Origin of the sequence: Bradyrhizobium sp. LTSP857 (assembly GCF_000938285.1) — a bacterium.
GTDB lineage: Bacteria > Pseudomonadota > Alphaproteobacteria > Rhizobiales > Xanthobacteraceae > Bradyrhizobium.
This window is the reverse complement of record NZ_JYMS01000049.1, coordinates 977,922-993,329: the sequence shown is the minus strand read 5'-3', so window position 1 is coordinate 993,329 and position 15,408 is coordinate 977,922. Positions and strand designations below refer to the sequence as shown.

The window sequence follows — 15,408 nt, the reverse complement described above, 5'->3', positions numbered from 1 at the left end:
AATCGGCTGCACGTGATTCTTTGAATCATGGCTGATTCTAGCGAGGGGAGCCATGGTTGAGCGCAATGTCGGTCAGATGAGCTTGGCGGATGGCCTGGTTCGGGCACCGCGAAGCAGCATCCTGGATGAGGTGGAGGCTGTTGTGGATTGGGCGCCGCTGCGCTCGCTGCTTGGCAAGCGGGGCGGCGATGGTGCCGGCAACAGCAGCTATCCGGCGGAAGTCTTGCTTCGCTGCTTGCTCGCCGGGATCTGGCACAATCTGTCTGATCCCGCGCTGGAAGCGGCCATTGCAGACCGGTTGTCGTTCCGCCGCTTTGTTGGTCTGAGCCTGCACGATCAGACCCCGGATCACACGACATTGTGGCGGTTTCGGCAGGAACTCGCCAAGGACGGTCTGATCGAGAAGATCTTCACTGAGATCAATCGGCAGTTGGAGGCCAAGAAGCTGATCCTCAAGCAGGGAACGCTGGTCGACGCCTCGTTAATCGCGGCACGAGCCACTCCGCCCCGCAAGGCACGCAAGGATGGCGAGGATACGCCACCCAAACCATCTGCGGATCGCGATGCTCGCTGGGGCCGGAAAGGCAAAAAGAGCGTGTTCGGCTATAAAATCCACACGGGCGTGGATGCAGGTCACACCCTCATTCGTCGCGTCCATGTGACGGACGCCTCAATCACCGATACCGAGCCAGCGGATCGTCTGTTCTGCGGCGATGAGGCCGCGGTCTATGGCGATCAGGCCTACTACACGCATGCCCGGCACGCGCGTCTTAAAGAAGCTGGCATCAAGGACCGCCTGATGCATCGGCCCAACAAGCATCATCCCGAACTGCCGCCGCGGCAGAAGCTGCGCAACAAACTAATCGCCAAGGTGCGCGCCGCCGTCGAGCGTCCGTACGCCGTGTTCAAGGAGCATTATGGTCTCCGGCGGATGCGCTTCTTCAACTTCGAGCGCAATCAGGTGCACATCGTGCTGGCCTGCTGCGCCTACAACCTACGGCGTGCGGCCGGCGCATTGGCCGCACAACGCCAGGAGTCCGTCTCCGCATGAAAAAACAGAGGACAACAGGGGATGAAATGAGCAAAATGCCGCTCACTGTAGCGGGCTGACATCAAAAAAGCCCGCGACGCACCTCAAGCGCCCGCTCGCCCCTCTGTGCAAAGCCCTCACAAGGGGAGAGGGCACAGCAATGCGCAGCGCAAGATGCAATCGACCTCTGTCCGATAAGCCTCTAAAACAGGACGCATGCTCGGACGTATCTTCACGGTTGGCGGTTACACGCTGCTCTCGCGGCTGACGGGATTTGCCCGCGACATCATGCTCGCGGCGATCCTGGGCGCTGGCCCCGTGGCCGACGCCTTTTTCGTGGCGCTGCGCCTGCCCAATCATTTTCGTGCGATCTTTGCCGAGGGCGCCTTCAACGCCGCCTGGGTGCCGGCCTATGCCCATGTCCATGGCGAGCGCGGGGAGGCGGCGGCACGGCTGTTCGCCGACCGCATCTTCACGCTGCTGCTGGCCTCGCAAGTGGTGCTGCTGATCGTCGCCTGGCTGTTCATGCCGCAGGCCATGAGTCTTCTGGCGCCGGGCTTTAGCGAGGATGCCGAGCAGCGGCACCTCGCGATCGAGCTGACCCGGATCACCTTTCCCTATCTCCTGCTGATCACGCTGGTGACGCTCTATGGCGGTATGCTCAACGTGATGCAGCGCTTTGCCAGCGCTGCGGCCGCGTCGATCTTCCTCAACGTCGCGATGATGATGACGCTGGCGCTGGCCGCATGGTTTCCCAGCGCGGGCCACGCCGCGGCGTGGGGCGTCCTGATTTCGGGCTTCCTGCAATATTTCCTGCTCGCCGGCGATCTTGCCCGCCATGGCGGTCTGCCGCGCTTTGCACCGCTCAAGCTCGACGAAGACGTCCGCGCCTTCTTTAGGGCGCTTGGCCCGGCGACATTGGGCTCGATGGGCACGCAAGTCGCGCTGTTCGCCGACACCATCATCGCGACCTTCCTCCCCGCCGGCGCGCTGTCGGCGCTGTATTATGCCGACCGCCTCAACCAGCTCCCGATCGGCGTGATCGGCATCGCCATCGGCACGGTGCTGCTGCCGGAGATGTCGCGCCGGATCACCGCCAATGACCATGGCGGTGCGATGAAGGCGCAGCGCCGCGCGTTCGATTTCACGCTGCTGTTCTCGGTGCCGTTTGTGGCTGCCTTCCTCACCGTGCCCGAAGAGATCATGCGCGCGCTGTTCGCGCGCGGCGCCTTTTCCAAGGCCGATGCGGCTGCAGCCGGCGCCACGCTCGCGGCCTATGCGATCGGCCTCATTCCTTTCGTCTTGATCCGCAGCGCGGTCGCGACCTTCTACGCGCGCAAGGATACGGCAACGCCGGTTCGCGCCTCACTGACCGGCATCGCCGTCAACGTCGCCCTGAAGCTTGCCTTGATGGGATCGCTGGCCCAGATCGGCCTGGCGCTCGCGACCGCCGTCGGCGTCTGGACCAATCTGCTGCTTGTGCTGTTCTTTGCCGTACGGCGCGGCTTTCTCGTGATCGACCGCGCCTGGCTGCTGTCGCTCGGCAAATTCCTGCTGACCGGACTCATCCTGGCCGCCGCCTTCTGGCTGACCGCGCGCTTCAGCGGTTCTGCGCTGGGCGCGATGCACTTCCACGATGAATTGACGCTGGTCCTGCTCGCCGTCGGGGGCACGATCGTCTACGCGCTCGCGATCCTCATCCTGTTCGGGCGCCGCTGGCTGGTCTCGCTGGTGCGCGGCTAGGCAAACTTCAATAGATTCGTCGTGCCCGTTTTACGGGGCACGAATGCGCCGGAACGAGGTGCTCGCCTCTGGGGTGCAATCGACCTTCGCGCATCCCTTGATTTGGCGCGATTGCCGTGGTACTGGAGGCGCATGATTAAATCGTCGCGCAACGTCAACTTCATGCACATGACCCGCTTTGGCTGGGCCGTGGAAGGAGTCGTGCGCTAGGAATTCGACGACGACATCTTTCCACCAGGCCCCGCCGGCATCGGACGGGGCTTTTTGTTTGGCCACGTTCCCTGCCGGCACAACAGCAGGAGCGTGCGATGCCACCGCAACAGACGAACATCTCATCCGGGATTGAGCGCGATGCCGCAAGGCGCAGCCTCAACCTCTCCATCGTATCGGCGAAGAGCGCGGTCGATCAGGCTTTGGCAGCACGCCTCAAGGCGTCTGCCGCAGCGCTGGACAATGCTTTGTCGGACAAGAACGCTGCCGGACCAACGGCCGCCTCGACGCGGAGCGTCCTTGGCTTGCTCAAGCAATATTGGCGTGCGTTTCGGGAGCGGCGCCAGGGCCCACGGCTGCAGGACCTGAGTGACAGGGAGCTGATGGATATTGGCCTGACGCGCGGCGAGATCGACCACCTCACGTCTTGGCGAGCGATCGACAGGCTTAGAAATGGCGCGGGGTATCCATGGGCCTGATGTGACGTAACGGATCAAGCGGGCAGAGATGGATGACATGCGATCTGCGAACAAGCGGCGGTCAGTTGTTGCTGCTTGTTCTCAGGCGTGTTGTCGCGGGCCGTGCCTGCTACTCGAGAAACGTCTCGGACTTCTCGTCGGGATTGTTTGTGCCGCCGTCCTTCAATTCGCGTTCGGCTTCGTGCCAGAATTCGTCCTCGCGCCCTTCCGGCCGCCCGGCGACGTCCCACAATTGATGCGCGCGATTTCGGATCTGCTCTTCGGTCGGGTTGGGCATGGGTCCACTCGCTGATTAAGGGCGTAAACGCGACCACACGGGCGTTACTCCGTATGGCCACGTTGGCGACTGTCCCGCTCTGGATTCCGTCTCCGCAAATACAAGCCTTTACAACGAGGATTTGTTCCTAACCCAGGAGTCGCGGCGGTCTCGGCAGACGTAGCTACGTCCGGGGTTGATCTCCCGTACCAACAAACCCGTTTGCCTTGCCACTTTTTCCACGGCAGTATGCCGGCAAAACAACCATGCGGACGTGGAGATCAAATGGCAGCCCCCATCAAGTTCGGCGTCGGCCAGAGTGTGCTGCGCAAGGAGGATGACGCGCTCATCCGCGGCAAGGGCCGCTATACCGACGATTATGCGCCGCATGCTGCGCTCCGCTGCCTGATGCTGCGCTCGCCGCATGCGCACGCCAAATTCACCATCGATGCCAGCCGCGCCCGCGGGCTTCCCGGCGTCGCGCTGATCCTGACCGCCGACGACGTCGCCGATCTCGGCAATCTGCCGTGCCTGTTCAATCTCGAGACCGATCCCTTCACCGGCCCGCCATACCCGATCCTCGCCAAGGACGAGGTACGCCATGTCGGCGATTGCATCGCCTTCGTCGTCGCCGAGACCATCGACCAGGCCCGCGACGCAATCGAGGCGATCGAGGTCAAATGGTCGCCGCTGCCGGCCGTGACCGGCCTCGTCAATGCCGTGAAGAAGGGCGCGCCGCAGGTCTGGCCGGACAAGCCCGGCAATGTGCTGTTCGATGTTTCGATCGGTGACAAGGCTGCGACCGAAGCTGCGTTCGCCAAGGCGCATGCGGTCGCCGAGATCGCCATCGTCAATCCGCGCGTGGTCGCAAGCTTCATGGAGACGCGCGCGGCGGTCTGCGAATACGACGCCAAAAATGATCATCTGACCCTGACGATCGGCAGCCAGGGCAGCCACCGGCTGCGCGACATTCTTTGCCAGAACGTTCTCAAGATCCCGACCGACAAGATGCGGGTGATTTGCCCCGACGTCGGCGGAGGTTTCGGCACAAAACTGTTTCCATATCGCGAATACGCTTTGGTGGCGGTCGCGGCAAAGCAACTGAAGAAAACGGTGAAGTGGGCCGCCGACCGCACCGAGCACTTCATGGGCGACGCGCAGGGCCGCGACAATGTCACCACCGCGAAGATGGCGCTGACTGAAGACGGCAAATTCCTCGCGATGGATTGCGATCTGATGGGCGACATGGGCGCGTATCTGTCGACGTTCGGGCCCTACATTCCGCATGGCGGCGCCGGCATGTTGCCGGGCCTCTACGACATCCAGGCCTTCCACTGCCGGGTGCGCACCGTCTTCACCAACAGCGTGCCGGTCGATGCCTATCGCGGTGCGGGCCGGCCCGAGGCCGCCTACGTCATCGAGCGCCTCGTGGACGCCTGCGCGCGAAAACTCGACATGACGCCGGACGCCATCCGCCGCAAGAATTTCATTCAGCCGAAGGCGCTGCCCTACAAGACCGCGACGGGCAAGGTCTATGATTCCGGCGACTTCGCCGCGCATCTCAAGCGCGCAATGGAGATCGGCGACTGGAAGGAGTTTTCCAAGCGCGCCAAGGCGGCCAAGAAGAACGGCCTGATCCGCGGCATTGGTCTTGCGAGCTATGTCGAGGTCTGCGGCACCATGGGTGAGGAGACCGCCAATGTGCGGATGGATCCCAATGGCGACGTCACCGTCCTGATCGGCACGCAGTCGAGCGGGCAGGGCCACCAGACCGCCTATGCACAGATCGTCGCCGAGCAGTTCGGGCTGGCGCCGGAGCGCGTGCACGTCCACCAGGGCGATACTGCGATGATCGCGACCGGCCTCGGCACCGGCGGCTCGGCCTCGATTCCCTCGGGCGGCGTCAGCGTCGAGCGCGCCACGCGCGAACTCGGCCAGAAGCTGAAAGAGATCGCGGCACAGGCGCTGGAAGCGAGCGCCGGCGACCTCGAGATCACCGATGGCATCGTGCGCATCGCCGGCACCGATCGTTCGATCTCGTTTGCCGATCTCGCCAAGCGGCCGAATGCCGATCCGTCGAAGCTGAACGCCAGCGCGACCTTTGCCAGCGCCGACGGCACCTATCCCAACGGCACCCATGTCGCGGAGGTCGAGATCGATCCGGCCACCGGCATCATCAAGATCGTCAACTACGTGATCGTCGACGATTTCGGCAAGACCCTCAATCCGCTGCTTTTGGCCGGTCAGGTGCATGGCGGCGCCATGCAGGGCATCGGCCAGGCGTTGATGGAGCAGGTGGTCTATGGCGCCGGTGACGGCCAGCTCATCACCGCAACTTATATGGACTACGCGCTGCCGCGCGCGGCCGACGGCCCGTCCTTCGTGTTCGAGACCAACAACATCCCCTGCACGACCAATCCGCTGGGCGTGAAGGGCGCGGGCGAGGCCGGTGCGATCGGCTCCTGTCCGGCCGTCGTCAATGCGATCGTCGACGGGCTCTGGCGCGAATACAAGATCGACCACATCGACATGCCGGCGACACCAGAACGTGTTTGGATCGCGATCAACGAGCACCACCGGCGCCACAGCCTGTAAGCCTCGTTCCCGCGGCGGGAATAATCGCCCGCCGCCGGGTTCTAACCATGAATGGCCTTCCCTCAAACTGTCTTGCGATCCGGAGAAACAAGCCGATGAAACGAATTTTGATTGTCGTGGGCACCCTCATTTTGGGTGCGGGCGCCGTGATGGCGCAGCAGGAGGTTGCCGTCCAGCAGGACAATCTGATGCGCTCGCAGGCCAAGAGCATGTACGGGGTCATCCTCAAGATGACGAAGGGCGACATTCCCTATGACCAGAAGGCCGTCGACGATGCCATCGCCAGTCTCGAAACCGATGTCGCCAAAATCGCCAAGACGTTCGAGGTCAATCCCAAGCAGGACGTGGTGAACTCGACTTACGGTTCTTCGCCCAAGGTCTGGCAGAACAAGGCCGATTTCGACTCCAAGATTCCGCCGGTGCAGAAGGCGATTGCCGAGGTCAAGGGCAAGGTCACCGATCTGGCGAGCCTGAAGGCTGCCTACACCGCGATGAATGATCGCTGCACCGACTGCCACGAGACGTATCGGGTGAAGTTGAAATAGCGTCCCGACCTTTTCTGCGCTCATGCGGGCTACGGGACTCATGACGACCCGCGCAATTGCAAATTCTCCTCGCATGACCTGACGGATTGCCGTCAGAGTGGTTATCTGTGGTCGCGCCGCTGCGGCGTTGATGCCTCACGACATCAGGAGTTCCAACGCGCGGCGAGGATCCAAGTCAACAGCGAGACAGGCCATGGTCAAACCGTTCCCGTCGAAGACCCATATCGGCAACCATATGCTGCATCCGGAAACGCTGATGCTGACCTATGGCTATGATCCGCAATTGTCCGAAGGCGCCATCAAGCCGCCGGTGTTTCTGACCTCGACCTTCGTGTTCAAGACGGCTGATGACGGGCAGGACTTTTTCGATTTCGTCTCCGGCCGGCGCGAGCCGCCGGAAGGCATGGGCGCGGGTCTCGTCTATTCGCGGTTCAACCATCCCAACAGCGAAATCGTCGAGGACAGGCTCGCCATCTATGAGCGGACCGAGAGCTGTGTCCTGTTCTCATCCGGCATGGCGGCCATCGCGACCACGATCCTGGCCTTCATTCGCCCTGGCGACGTCATCCTGCACTCCCAGCCGCTCTATGGCGGGACGGAAACCCTGTTGACGAACACGCTTTCGCGTCTTGCGGTCGGTGCGGTCGGGTTTGCCGATGGCATCGATGAAGCGGCGGTCAGCCAGGCCGCGGAGGAGGCCATGCGCAAGGGCCGGGTTGCGATGATTCTGGTCGAAACCCCGGCCAACCCGACCAACGGCCTGGTCGACATCGCGATGATGCGCCGCGTTGCCGAGACCATCGGAAAGACCCAGGGCCATACACCGATCATCGCCTGCGACAATACGCTGCTCGGCCCGGTGTTTCAGCGGCCGATCGAGCATGGCGCGGATATTTCGCTGTACTCGCTGACCAAATATGTCGGCGGCCATTCCGACCTGATCGCGGGCGCGGCCCTTGGCACAAAGGCGATCATGAAGGGCATCAAGGCGCTGCGCGGTGCCATCGGCACCCAGCTCGATCCGCATTCCTGCTGGATGATCAACCGCTCGCTCGAGACCTTGAGCCTGCGCATGGAGAAGGCCGACAGCAACGCGCGCCTTGTGGCGGACTATCTGCGCGATCATGCCAAGGTGGCCAAAGTCCACTATCTCGGTCATCACGAAGAGGCCTCAGTGGCCGGCCGCGTGTTCGCGCGGCAGTGCTTGGGTGCGGGCTCGACGTTCTCGTTCGACATCGTCGGCGGCAAGGCGGCGGCGGTGAAATTCCTCAACGCGCTCCAGATATTCAAGCTGGCGGTGAGCCTTGGCGGAACGGAGTCGCTGGCGAGCCTGCCGGCAACGATGACCCATTCCGGCGTCCCGGCCGCCATCCGCGAAAAAATCGGCGTTCTGGATTCCACGATCCGGCTGTCGATCGGCATCGAACACCCCTCGGACCTGATCGCGGACCTCACGCAGGCCTTGAACGCGGCTTGAGCGCTATTCAAAGCGGATTGGATGTGCGACATGCCGACATGATGGCGGCGGCAGCCTCGTTGGACTGGGCGCCTGACAGCTGCCGCACGAGGCAGATATAATAACCCTTGCTCGATGCGTTCAACAGGGAGTCGCCATTGACCACGAGCCAGTTGCAGGCCGAACGGATGTACTGGACGGCAAGGGGCGATCTCGTGTCGCGGATGGCCGACAGCTCGCATTGAGCCTGCCTCTCCATGTCGGTTTGCGCGACGACCGATCCGGAGAACGAAACAAGCGCTCCGGCAACGACAACGCCCGTCAGAACGCGCCACAGCGCGCGAGCAGGCTTCCGGGATGCGCCCTGGTGCGATAACATAGCAAAGAAGGCGGGGTAATTCTCGTTGGGAGTGGTCATGTTGCGCACCTCTGCTCTGGAGCCGATCATAAAGCGCCAGATCGATGGCACAATGGTCGATGCTGTCGCGCAGCCAAGGTCCGGGCTCTCATGAGCGATCCCTCCGTCCGAGTGGCGCAGCTTCGCGCGCGGGTGATCGAGCTGGCGCGGGCCCAGGACCCCTACGCGCACATCTTTGCAGGCAAGGACTTTCGGCGCGACTATGTCGCCGCGCGTACGGTCGCCTGGAGCACGCTGTTCAACGACATGCGCGAGACGACCAGCCGCGTGCTCGAGATCGGCTCCAAGGAGGGGCGATCTGCGGTGTTCTGGTTCGAGTTCTTCGCCGGCGCGCACCTCACCTGCGTCGATCTCTTCCGCGAGGACGATGCCGAGCGGTTCGACCGCAACCTTGCCGCCTATGGCCCGCGGCTGCGCAAGATCGTTGGCACGTCGATCAAGGCGCTCGGCATGCTGCGCGAAGAGAACGCGGTCTTCGATTTCATTTATGTCGACGGCAGCCATCAGCGCGACGACGTGATGATCGATTGCCTCGGCGCCTGGCGCCTGCTGCGCGATGGCGGCGTGATGCTGATGGACGACTACACCTGGATGCCGGACAATCCCGATTCGATGCGCGTCGCGCCCGCCGTCGACACCTTCCTCGCCTGGCACGACGATGCCCAGGTGATCCTCAAAAGCCACCAGGTCGCTGTACGGAAGCGTTCGGCGTAGCCCGGATGGAGCGAAGCGAAATCCGGGAAGCGTGTGCGAGCCGACAGGTCCATCCCGGATTTCGCTTCGCTCCATCCCGGCTACGGGCTTACATTCGTACTATCCGGAATCGAAAAAGCCGGACGCTCCCTCCAGCGTCCGGCCTTTACGCAACGAAGTTGCTATAAAGCTTACTTCGTCACCTGACCGCGGATCTCGCCGCCCGGATTGGCCGCGGTGTGAACGTTGACATAGAGCTTGCCGGCGAGAAGGTCGGAGGCCTGCGCGTCGGTCAGCGTGGCCGAGCCCTCGACCGGGCTGTTGGCGGCGCCGGGAATCGGGACCGCGACGCCGGCGTTCTTGCCGGTCTCGGCGGGGCCGTGGAAATGGGCGGCGGTGGCGGGGCCCGAGAGGCCGGAATAGCTCAGCTTCCAGGAGAGCTTCTTGCTGGCGGCGTCATAGTCGAGATCGGCCGTGCCGGTGCCGCTGCTGGTGGTGGCGGGGACTTCGGACTTGCCGTCCAGTGTCGCCTTCAGTTTCTCCGCGCTGGCGGGGCTTGCGAATGCGACGGCGGCTCCGAGGGCCAGCGTGGCAAAAAGGGCTTTGTTCATGGGTCTCTCCCGGTTGACATCTGATTGCTGTCAATCTGCAAACAGTGCGGTTCGGACTTTATTCCCGCATTTCGATCAAACCATCTAAATTATTCGTGGCTGGAGCGGGTGCGGGATGATCCGTAAATTCGCCCGAGCTCGATGGGATCCTCAATGTTGCGACGAACAATTTCTGTCATCCTGATCGCCGCCGTCGCAGCCTTCGCCGTCTATTGGTGGCTGACCGCGCCGACCGCGCTGGCCTTGCCGGCGCCAACGCGCGGGCCCGATCTCGCCAATGGAAAAGAGCTGTTCAACGCCGGTGGATGCTCCTCCTGCCACGCGGTCCGCAATCAGCCTGATCGCCTGCGGCTCGGCGGCGGCCTGCCGCTCGGCTCGCCGTTCGGGACATTCTACGCGCCGAACATTTCGCCCGATCCGACCGACGGCATCGGCCGCTGGCGCGAGGCCGATTTCGTCAACGCCGTGATGCGTGGCATTTCGCCCGAAGGCACGCATTATTTCCCGGCATTCCCCTACACCTCCTACCATATTGCGAAGGCCGATGACGTCCGCGATCTCTTTGCCTATCTGAAGACGCTGCCGCCCGTATCGGGCAGGGTGCGCGACCACGATTTGCCGTTTCCGTTCAATATCCGCCGCAATGTCGGCATCTGGAAATTGTTGTTCATGGACGTCAGGCCGTTCATGCCGGATGCAACGCGGTCGGCGCAATGGAATCGCGGCGCCTATCTCGTGAACGGCTTTGGCCATTGCGCCGAGTGCCACAGCCCGCGCAATTTTCTCGGCGGCGTCATCACCTCGCAGCGCTTCGCCGGTGGCCCCAATCCCGAAGGCGAGGGCTGGGTGCCGAACATCACGCAGAAGGGCATCGGTAGCTGGAGCGAGAAGGAGATCGCCGACTTCCTCGAAACCGGCGACATGCCCGAGGGCGACAGTGCGTCAGGCTCAATGCGGCCGGTGATAAAGAACCTGGCGCAGCTGACGCCTGAGGATCGTGCCGCGATGGCTGCCTACCTCAAATCGCTGCCGCCGGTCGACGGGCCGACGCCGCCCAAGCGCAAGGAGGGCGGCGGCTAAAGCCTGCCCTTTGCAATTGACACCCCGTGATTGCACCTCCATCGTTGCCGATCTCGGAATTGGAATGCGTCATGATGGGGCGTGGAATTTTCGTGCTGTGGCTGATCGTTTCGGTGCGTGATTTTGCCGTGCCGCACGAAGCACGCCTCGCGGCTCAACCGTTCGGTTGAGATGGCACCAAAGCTACCGACCGCGTTGGGCCCGCGTCATCTGACGTTGTTCAGGGCCGCTCTTGGGCAGGGCCAGACCGCGATCGACGCCTATCAGGCCTGGCGCGCCTCCGAGCCGCTCGATGCGGCCGACGAAGTCGTCTACCGCACCATGCCGCTGCTCGTGGCCACCGCCGACATGGCGGGGATCACCGACGCCGACACCAAGCGGATGCGCGGTGTCGTCAAGCATGTCTGGCTGTCTAACGCGACGCGGGTCCGCGATATCGTCGCGGCCTCCGCCGCGCTCAAGAAAGCCGGCATCGCCGCCCTGCTGATCAAGGGCGGCGCGCTGTTCGCGCGCGACGAGAGCTACATGGCGAAGCGCATGACCGGGGATTACGATCTCCTGGTCCGCCGCGCGGACGCGCCGCGCGCCATCGACGTGCTGCGGCAGGCCTCCTTCCGCAGCCACGGCATGAACGTCGAGCTGTTCTCGGAGTCCGATTTCGACCGCGACATCCATGCGGTTGCGATGTCGCAGGCCGGCCTCAGCCGGGCCATCGATCTGCACTGGCGCGCGCTGTTCTGGCTCGACGATGAGCGTTTTACCGAGGGGCTGTTCAGTTCAGCCGAGACCGCGACGCTGCTGACGCATGAGGTGCTGATCCCCGGCCTTGCCGAACATCTGGCGATTGCGGCGATGCGGCCGGAACCTGCCGATCAGAACGAGATGGTGTCCCGGGCGCTCGAGGTCGTCCATGTCCTGCAGATCGCCGGCGCGAAGGTCGATTGGGATCGCTTCCGTTCGATCGTGACGCGCTACAATGGCAGCCTGTTTGCAGCACAATTGCTCGATGTCGTTGCGCGCGAGATGCCGGCGATGGTGCCGGATGGTCTGGTGGAGCAGCTGTGGGATTACGGCCCGCCGGGGAAGTCGATCGAGATCTCCATCCGCGCTGTGCCGCAGGCGCAGCGCACGCCATGGCAGCAGTTTTGGGTCGCCTTCTTCGCGTCGCTGCGCGGGCAGTTCAAGGCGCCGTTCCGGTCGGGGGATTGGCTGAAATTGCCCGGGGCGGCCATGGCGGCGTTCGATGCCAGCGTCGTGCATTTTCCCTTGTTCAGGGATGCGATCCTGAAGCGGATCTGGCAGCAGACGGCGAGCGCGGCATATCCGCTGCGGGGTAAGGGCGTCTGGTTCGGGCAGGGATTTTCGATTCCGGAGGACGAGGGGCGGTGGACGGATCGTCAGTTCGCGATCATCGAGGTGCCGGTCGACGAGCAGAAGATTGGCTTGGCCGCTGTGGAGCTAGCGGTGGTGCCATTCCTGCCGCCGGGGACGGACAGCTTTCCGTTCGCGGCCTATGCCGGCGCCGGTGTCGTGTTGCAGTTGACGGCGGGGCGCAACGATCCGATGCCGTTCAAGATCACGCTGAACGCGAAGATCGTCGGCACCGGCCCGCGCAAGATTGTCGTCGCGCTGCGGATGCTCGATGCGCGGCGCCCGATGGACATTGGCCATTCGATCGATCACCGCCTGCTTGGCCTGTTCGTGAAGTCGGTCTCGGTCGACGGCGTTTTGGTTTTCACTCCGGCGGGCGCTGGGCCTTGATGGCCTTGCGCAACGCCAGCAGCGTCTCGCGGTTTTGCGCCTCTGTGTTGGTGCGGCCACCATTGCCGAGATGAAGCCGGCGCCGGACGACGATGTCGTCGACATGTGCGCTGTTCAGGCCGCCCTGCTTGGCGCGGCCGAGCCATGCGATGAAGAAGGTTGCGGGCAGGCTCTCGTCGAACGGGCCGGCCCGGTCGAGCGCGTCGCGCCGGATCAGCATGCACTGCTTCAATTCGCCCGGCATGATCTCGACGGCCGGCTTGAGGCGCTCGCGCTGGTCCTCCGGCACGTCGGGACTGACGAATTGCTGGACCTTGCCGAACACGGCATCGACGTCACTGTTCCGTTCGAGCAGCGCCAGTTGCAGCTCCAGTTTTCGCGCCGTCCAGAGATCATCCGCATCGCAGAAGCCGATCAACTCGCCACGCGCCATCGCGAGGCCCTTGTTGACGGCGACGGCCTGGCCGCTGTTCGTCTGATTGAGCGCGATGATGCAGTCGCCGAACCGCGCGAGAATGCCGCTTGTGCCGTCGGTTGATCCATCGTCGATGACGATGACCTCGCCGGCCGGGACGGTCTGGCCGAGCACGCTCTCGATCGCCTCGGCAACGTAGGCCTCGGAATTGTAGGCGGCGATGATCACGGAGACCAGCATCGTGGTGCAGCCTCAGAGTCGTTCCAGTTGAAGGGCGAAGGCGGAGGGAATGTCCATCGGGTTGGTGCCCGTGTCGACGAAAAACACCGGTGTGAGGCCTCCGATCCGCGCAACCTTGTCGGCGATCTCGTTGGGCCATCCCGGCAGCTCGTAGGCCGTGGTCGGCAGCAGCGCGCGGAACGCATCCGATTGTCGCGCCGGTGTGAATTCGGGCAATGCCGCGCCGCGCCGGCGCGGGATGAAGAGCGCGCGCAGTTGGCCTCCGCCAATGCGCTCGCCGAGATCGGCGAGGCTGAGCTCATGACGCGGCTCGCCGTTGAAGTCCGAAACCGGCGTGGTTTCGCCGATGAAGCTTTTGAACGTATCGACGAGGGCAGGGCGCAGCCGCGCCGAGCAGAACAGCGGCTCGATCTGTCCGGTCTCGCTGTTGACCGCAACGAAATCGTCGCCCGCGTAACGCCAGCCGGCTTTCGCACAGGCGAGCGCCGCGGTGGTCTTGCCGCTGTGGCCTTCGCCCGCGAGCAGCGTGAAGCCTGCTGTGCTTCCGACGGCGGCGGCATGGACGGCGCACCAGGGCGTCTCATGCATCATGGCGTGGATCAGCGAGATCGCCGGGCGGCTGCGGATCCAGGGCGGCGCTTCGCCCTTCGGCAGCCACGCGATGCCACGCCGCGCGATCAGGTCGACCGCGTACAGCACGGGAATGACGGCCGGCTGCCACACCGAATAGATTCCGTCCTCGATCAGGAGCCGCGGTTTTTCGGAGGCTTCAGGCACGAGTGCGGAGAGATCATGGTCGGCAGCGGTGATGAAGCGCAGGTCGAGATCGATGGTATCAGGCGGGCGCTGGATGTAGGCCGGCAGAAACATGCGGGCCAAATCCTGCGAGGCAAACCCGAGACGCAAACCGAACGGCCCGCAGCGCGCCTGCGCCTCGATCGGCTCTGACATTGTCTTGTCGAAGTCCGCTTTGGCGAAGACCTTCGCGATCTCCTGCCGGATGAGACCGCTAGCTTTCATCTAGTTCTCTTTGTAGGTCTCTTGGGTCTCGCGCAGTGGCCAGCCTTCCTCGCCGGCATCGTGCACGGGATCCATCAGCAACAGCTCCCGCAGATTGTCGAAGCGCTGGAATTCCAGCGCGGCAAACGGGCCCACCGGCGACCATGTCTCACTGCGCGCATCAGCCGCGCCGTTGGCGATGAGGCCTTCCGCCAGCATGCTGTCGACAAAGGCCTGTACCTGGCTCGTGATGGAGCCGGAATCGCCACCGGTGGTGGCAGCGAAGGCACCAGCGATCTCCTCAACCGTTCGGCCGGCCTTGAGGCCGAGCCAGACCTGCGCGGCACTGCCGTCGAGGTTGTAGTAGACGCCATTCTGATAGTTGGCCAACACCACTTCACTATCGAATTGCTGGCTGATCAGGAGCGGCACCGACGTGGTGAGGGCCATGATTTGCTCAGTGCTCACTTCAATTCCAAAAACTGCAATTCCAAGGGGCCGCACGCTAGCATAGGCGCCCGGCTGCGAGAACCGCGCGCCTTGCGTCAATTCCGGGCAGTCAGCTCGCGCCGAACGCCTTGAAGGTGATGATGGTGAGCGTGTCCTGGATGCCCGGCAGCACCTGCACCTTCTCGTTGATGAAATGGCCGATGTCGGTGTCGTTGTCGACGTAGAATTTCACCAGCAGGTCGTAATGGCCGGCCGTGGAGTAGATCTCGGAGGCGATCTCGGCTTCGGCGAGCGCGTTGGCGACCGTGTAGGACTGGCCGAGCTTGCATTTGATCTGGACGAAAAAGGGAACCATTGCAGTCACTCCGAAGGCATATCTTTGGGGCTAATAGGCCAAAACCGGCCGGATTTAGCAAGCGAACTTGCC

At 63.4% G+C, this 15,408-nt stretch carries 16 protein-coding genes; 9 read left to right on the top strand and 7 right to left on the bottom strand.

Annotated features, from left to right (window positions below; translation table 11 throughout):
* The first annotated feature begins 52 nt into the window (after positions 1-52).
* The 3 genes from UP06_RS38120 to UP06_RS38110 all read left to right on the top strand — a co-directional run bounded on the left by UP06_RS38120 (position 53) and on the right by UP06_RS38110 (position 3,462).
* On the top strand, positions 53-1,051 hold the full coding sequence (locus tag UP06_RS38120; protein ID WP_044999899.1) for an IS5 family transposase: 999 nt from the start codon (positions 53-55) through the stop codon (positions 1,049-1,051).
* A 195-nt stretch (positions 1,052-1,246) separates the two neighbouring features.
* Positions 1,247-2,773 carry a murein biosynthesis integral membrane protein MurJ gene (gene murJ / locus UP06_RS38115; protein ID WP_045008750.1) on the top strand — a complete coding sequence of 509 codons (1,527 nt, stop codon included), beginning with the start codon at positions 1,247-1,249 and terminating at the stop codon, positions 2,771-2,773.
* Between the two features lie 308 nt (positions 2,774-3,081).
* A complete protein-coding gene (locus tag UP06_RS38110) occupies positions 3,082-3,462 on the top strand; it encodes a DUF1127 domain-containing protein (protein WP_045008749.1) in 381 nt (126 codons plus the stop codon).
* A gap of 109 nt (positions 3,463-3,571) precedes the next feature.
* On the opposite strand, the gene UP06_RS40480 is transcribed toward UP06_RS38110, so the two are convergent.
* On the bottom strand, positions 3,572-3,739 hold the full coding sequence (locus UP06_RS40480) for a DUF2934 domain-containing protein (RefSeq protein ID WP_082078670.1): 168 nt from the start codon (positions 3,737-3,739) through the stop codon (positions 3,572-3,574).
* Positions 3,740-4,003: 264 nt separating this feature from the next.
* On the opposite strand from UP06_RS40480, the gene UP06_RS38105 reads away from it, so the two are divergent.
* The 3 genes from UP06_RS38105 to UP06_RS38095 all read left to right on the top strand — a co-directional run bounded on the left by UP06_RS38105 (position 4,004) and on the right by UP06_RS38095 (position 8,335).
* Positions 4,004-6,313, top strand: a complete 2,310-nt coding sequence (locus tag UP06_RS38105) for a xanthine dehydrogenase family protein molybdopterin-binding subunit (RefSeq protein ID WP_045008748.1) — start codon at positions 4,004-4,006, stop codon at positions 6,311-6,313.
* A 95-nt stretch (positions 6,314-6,408) separates the two neighbouring features.
* A complete protein-coding gene (locus UP06_RS38100; RefSeq protein ID WP_045008747.1) occupies positions 6,409-6,858 on the top strand; it encodes a c-type cytochrome in 450 nt (149 codons plus the stop codon).
* Between the two features lie 193 nt (positions 6,859-7,051).
* The gene (locus tag UP06_RS38095; protein WP_045008746.1) at positions 7,052-8,335 is read left to right on the top strand and encodes a cystathionine gamma-synthase family protein; all 1,284 of its coding nucleotides are present in this window, start codon (positions 7,052-7,054) and stop codon (positions 8,333-8,335) included.
* A 7-nt stretch (positions 8,336-8,342) separates the two neighbouring features.
* Here UP06_RS38095 and UP06_RS38090 read toward each other — a convergent pair whose 3' ends face one another.
* Positions 8,343-8,732 (bottom strand): VF_A0006 family four-cysteine protein, encoded by a 390-nt coding sequence (locus UP06_RS38090; RefSeq protein ID WP_245305649.1) that lies wholly within the window; start codon positions 8,730-8,732, stop codon positions 8,343-8,345.
* A gap of 90 nt (positions 8,733-8,822) precedes the next feature.
* Between UP06_RS38090 and UP06_RS38085 the strand changes: the two genes are divergently transcribed.
* Positions 8,823-9,446, top strand: coding sequence for a class I SAM-dependent methyltransferase (locus tag UP06_RS38085; protein ID WP_045008745.1), 624 nt, complete (start codon positions 8,823-8,825; stop codon positions 9,444-9,446).
* Positions 9,447-9,616: 170 nt separating this feature from the next.
* Here UP06_RS38085 and UP06_RS38080 read toward each other — a convergent pair whose 3' ends face one another.
* Complete coding sequence (locus tag UP06_RS38080; protein WP_045008744.1) at positions 9,617-10,036, bottom strand: CHRD domain-containing protein; 420 nt, start codon at positions 10,034-10,036, stop codon at positions 9,617-9,619.
* A 153-nt stretch (positions 10,037-10,189) separates the two neighbouring features.
* Here UP06_RS38080 and UP06_RS38075 point away from each other — a divergent pair, with 153 nt between their 5' ends.
* Entirely contained in the window at positions 10,190-11,116 is a 927-nt protein-coding gene (locus UP06_RS38075; protein WP_045008743.1) for a c-type cytochrome, read from the top strand.
* Between the two features lie 171 nt (positions 11,117-11,287).
* Positions 11,288-12,877, top strand: a complete 1,590-nt coding sequence (locus UP06_RS38070) for a nucleotidyltransferase family protein (protein WP_045008742.1) — start codon at positions 11,288-11,290, stop codon at positions 12,875-12,877.
* Here the strand turns inward: UP06_RS38070 and UP06_RS38065 are convergent.
* From UP06_RS38065 to UP06_RS38050, 4 genes are all read right to left on the bottom strand, one after another.
* Positions 12,852-13,532 (bottom strand): glycosyltransferase family 2 protein, encoded by a 681-nt coding sequence (locus tag UP06_RS38065; protein WP_045008741.1) that lies wholly within the window; start codon positions 13,530-13,532, stop codon positions 12,852-12,854. The genes UP06_RS38070 and UP06_RS38065 overlap by 26 nt on opposite strands.
* Positions 13,533-13,544: 12 nt before the next feature.
* Positions 13,545-14,552: a hypothetical protein gene (locus UP06_RS38060; protein WP_045008740.1), complete on the bottom strand. Its 1,008-nt coding sequence runs from the start codon at positions 14,550-14,552 to the stop codon at positions 13,545-13,547.
* Positions 14,553-14,981 carry a PqqD family protein gene (locus tag UP06_RS38055; protein ID WP_045008739.1) on the bottom strand — a complete coding sequence of 143 codons (429 nt, stop codon included), beginning with the start codon at positions 14,979-14,981 and terminating at the stop codon, positions 14,553-14,555.
* Positions 14,982-15,090: 109 nt separating this feature from the next.
* Positions 15,091-15,336 carry an Lrp/AsnC ligand binding domain-containing protein gene (locus UP06_RS38050; protein ID WP_045008738.1) on the bottom strand — a complete coding sequence of 82 codons (246 nt, stop codon included), beginning with the start codon at positions 15,334-15,336 and terminating at the stop codon, positions 15,091-15,093.
* Positions 15,337-15,408 lie beyond the last annotated feature (72 nt).

What these genes read in the sequence shown, in the direction of transcription:
- UP06_RS38065 (WP_045008741.1), bottom strand. Translation starts at nt 13,532, where the DNA reads ATGCTGGTCTCCGTGATCATCGCCGCCTACAATTCCGAGGCCTACGTT.
- UP06_RS38105 (WP_045008748.1), top strand. Translation starts at nt 4,004, where the DNA reads ATGGCAGCCCCCATCAAGTTCGGCGTCGGCCAGAGTGTGCTGCGCAAG.
- UP06_RS40480 (WP_082078670.1), bottom strand. Translation starts at nt 3,739, where the DNA reads ATGCCCAACCCGACCGAAGAGCAGATCCGAAATCGCGCGCATCAATTG.
- UP06_RS38075 (WP_045008743.1), top strand. Translation starts at nt 10,190, where the DNA reads ATGTTGCGACGAACAATTTCTGTCATCCTGATCGCCGCCGTCGCAGCC.
- UP06_RS38055 (WP_045008739.1), bottom strand. Translation starts at nt 14,981, where the DNA reads ATGGCCCTCACCACGTCGGTGCCGCTCCTGATCAGCCAGCAATTCGAT.
- UP06_RS38060 (WP_045008740.1), bottom strand. Translation starts at nt 14,552, where the DNA reads ATGAAAGCTAGCGGTCTCATCCGGCAGGAGATCGCGAAGGTCTTCGCC.
- UP06_RS38085 (WP_045008745.1), top strand. Translation starts at nt 8,823, where the DNA reads ATGAGCGATCCCTCCGTCCGAGTGGCGCAGCTTCGCGCGCGGGTGATC.
- UP06_RS38050 (WP_045008738.1), bottom strand. Translation starts at nt 15,336, where the DNA reads ATGGTTCCCTTTTTCGTCCAGATCAAATGCAAGCTCGGCCAGTCCTAC.
- UP06_RS38070 (WP_045008742.1), top strand. Translation starts at nt 11,288, where the DNA reads ATGGCACCAAAGCTACCGACCGCGTTGGGCCCGCGTCATCTGACGTTG.
- UP06_RS38110 (WP_045008749.1), top strand. Translation starts at nt 3,082, where the DNA reads ATGCCACCGCAACAGACGAACATCTCATCCGGGATTGAGCGCGATGCC.
- UP06_RS38090 (WP_245305649.1), bottom strand. Translation starts at nt 8,732, where the DNA reads ATGACCACTCCCAACGAGAATTACCCCGCCTTCTTTGCTATGTTATCG.
- UP06_RS38100 (WP_045008747.1), top strand. Translation starts at nt 6,409, where the DNA reads ATGAAACGAATTTTGATTGTCGTGGGCACCCTCATTTTGGGTGCGGGC.
- UP06_RS38095 (WP_045008746.1), top strand. Translation starts at nt 7,052, where the DNA reads ATGGTCAAACCGTTCCCGTCGAAGACCCATATCGGCAACCATATGCTG.
- UP06_RS38120 (WP_044999899.1), top strand. Translation starts at nt 53, where the DNA reads ATGGTTGAGCGCAATGTCGGTCAGATGAGCTTGGCGGATGGCCTGGTT.
- UP06_RS38080 (WP_045008744.1), bottom strand. Translation starts at nt 10,036, where the DNA reads ATGAACAAAGCCCTTTTTGCCACGCTGGCCCTCGGAGCCGCCGTCGCA.
- murJ (WP_045008750.1), top strand. Translation starts at nt 1,247, where the DNA reads ATGCTCGGACGTATCTTCACGGTTGGCGGTTACACGCTGCTCTCGCGG.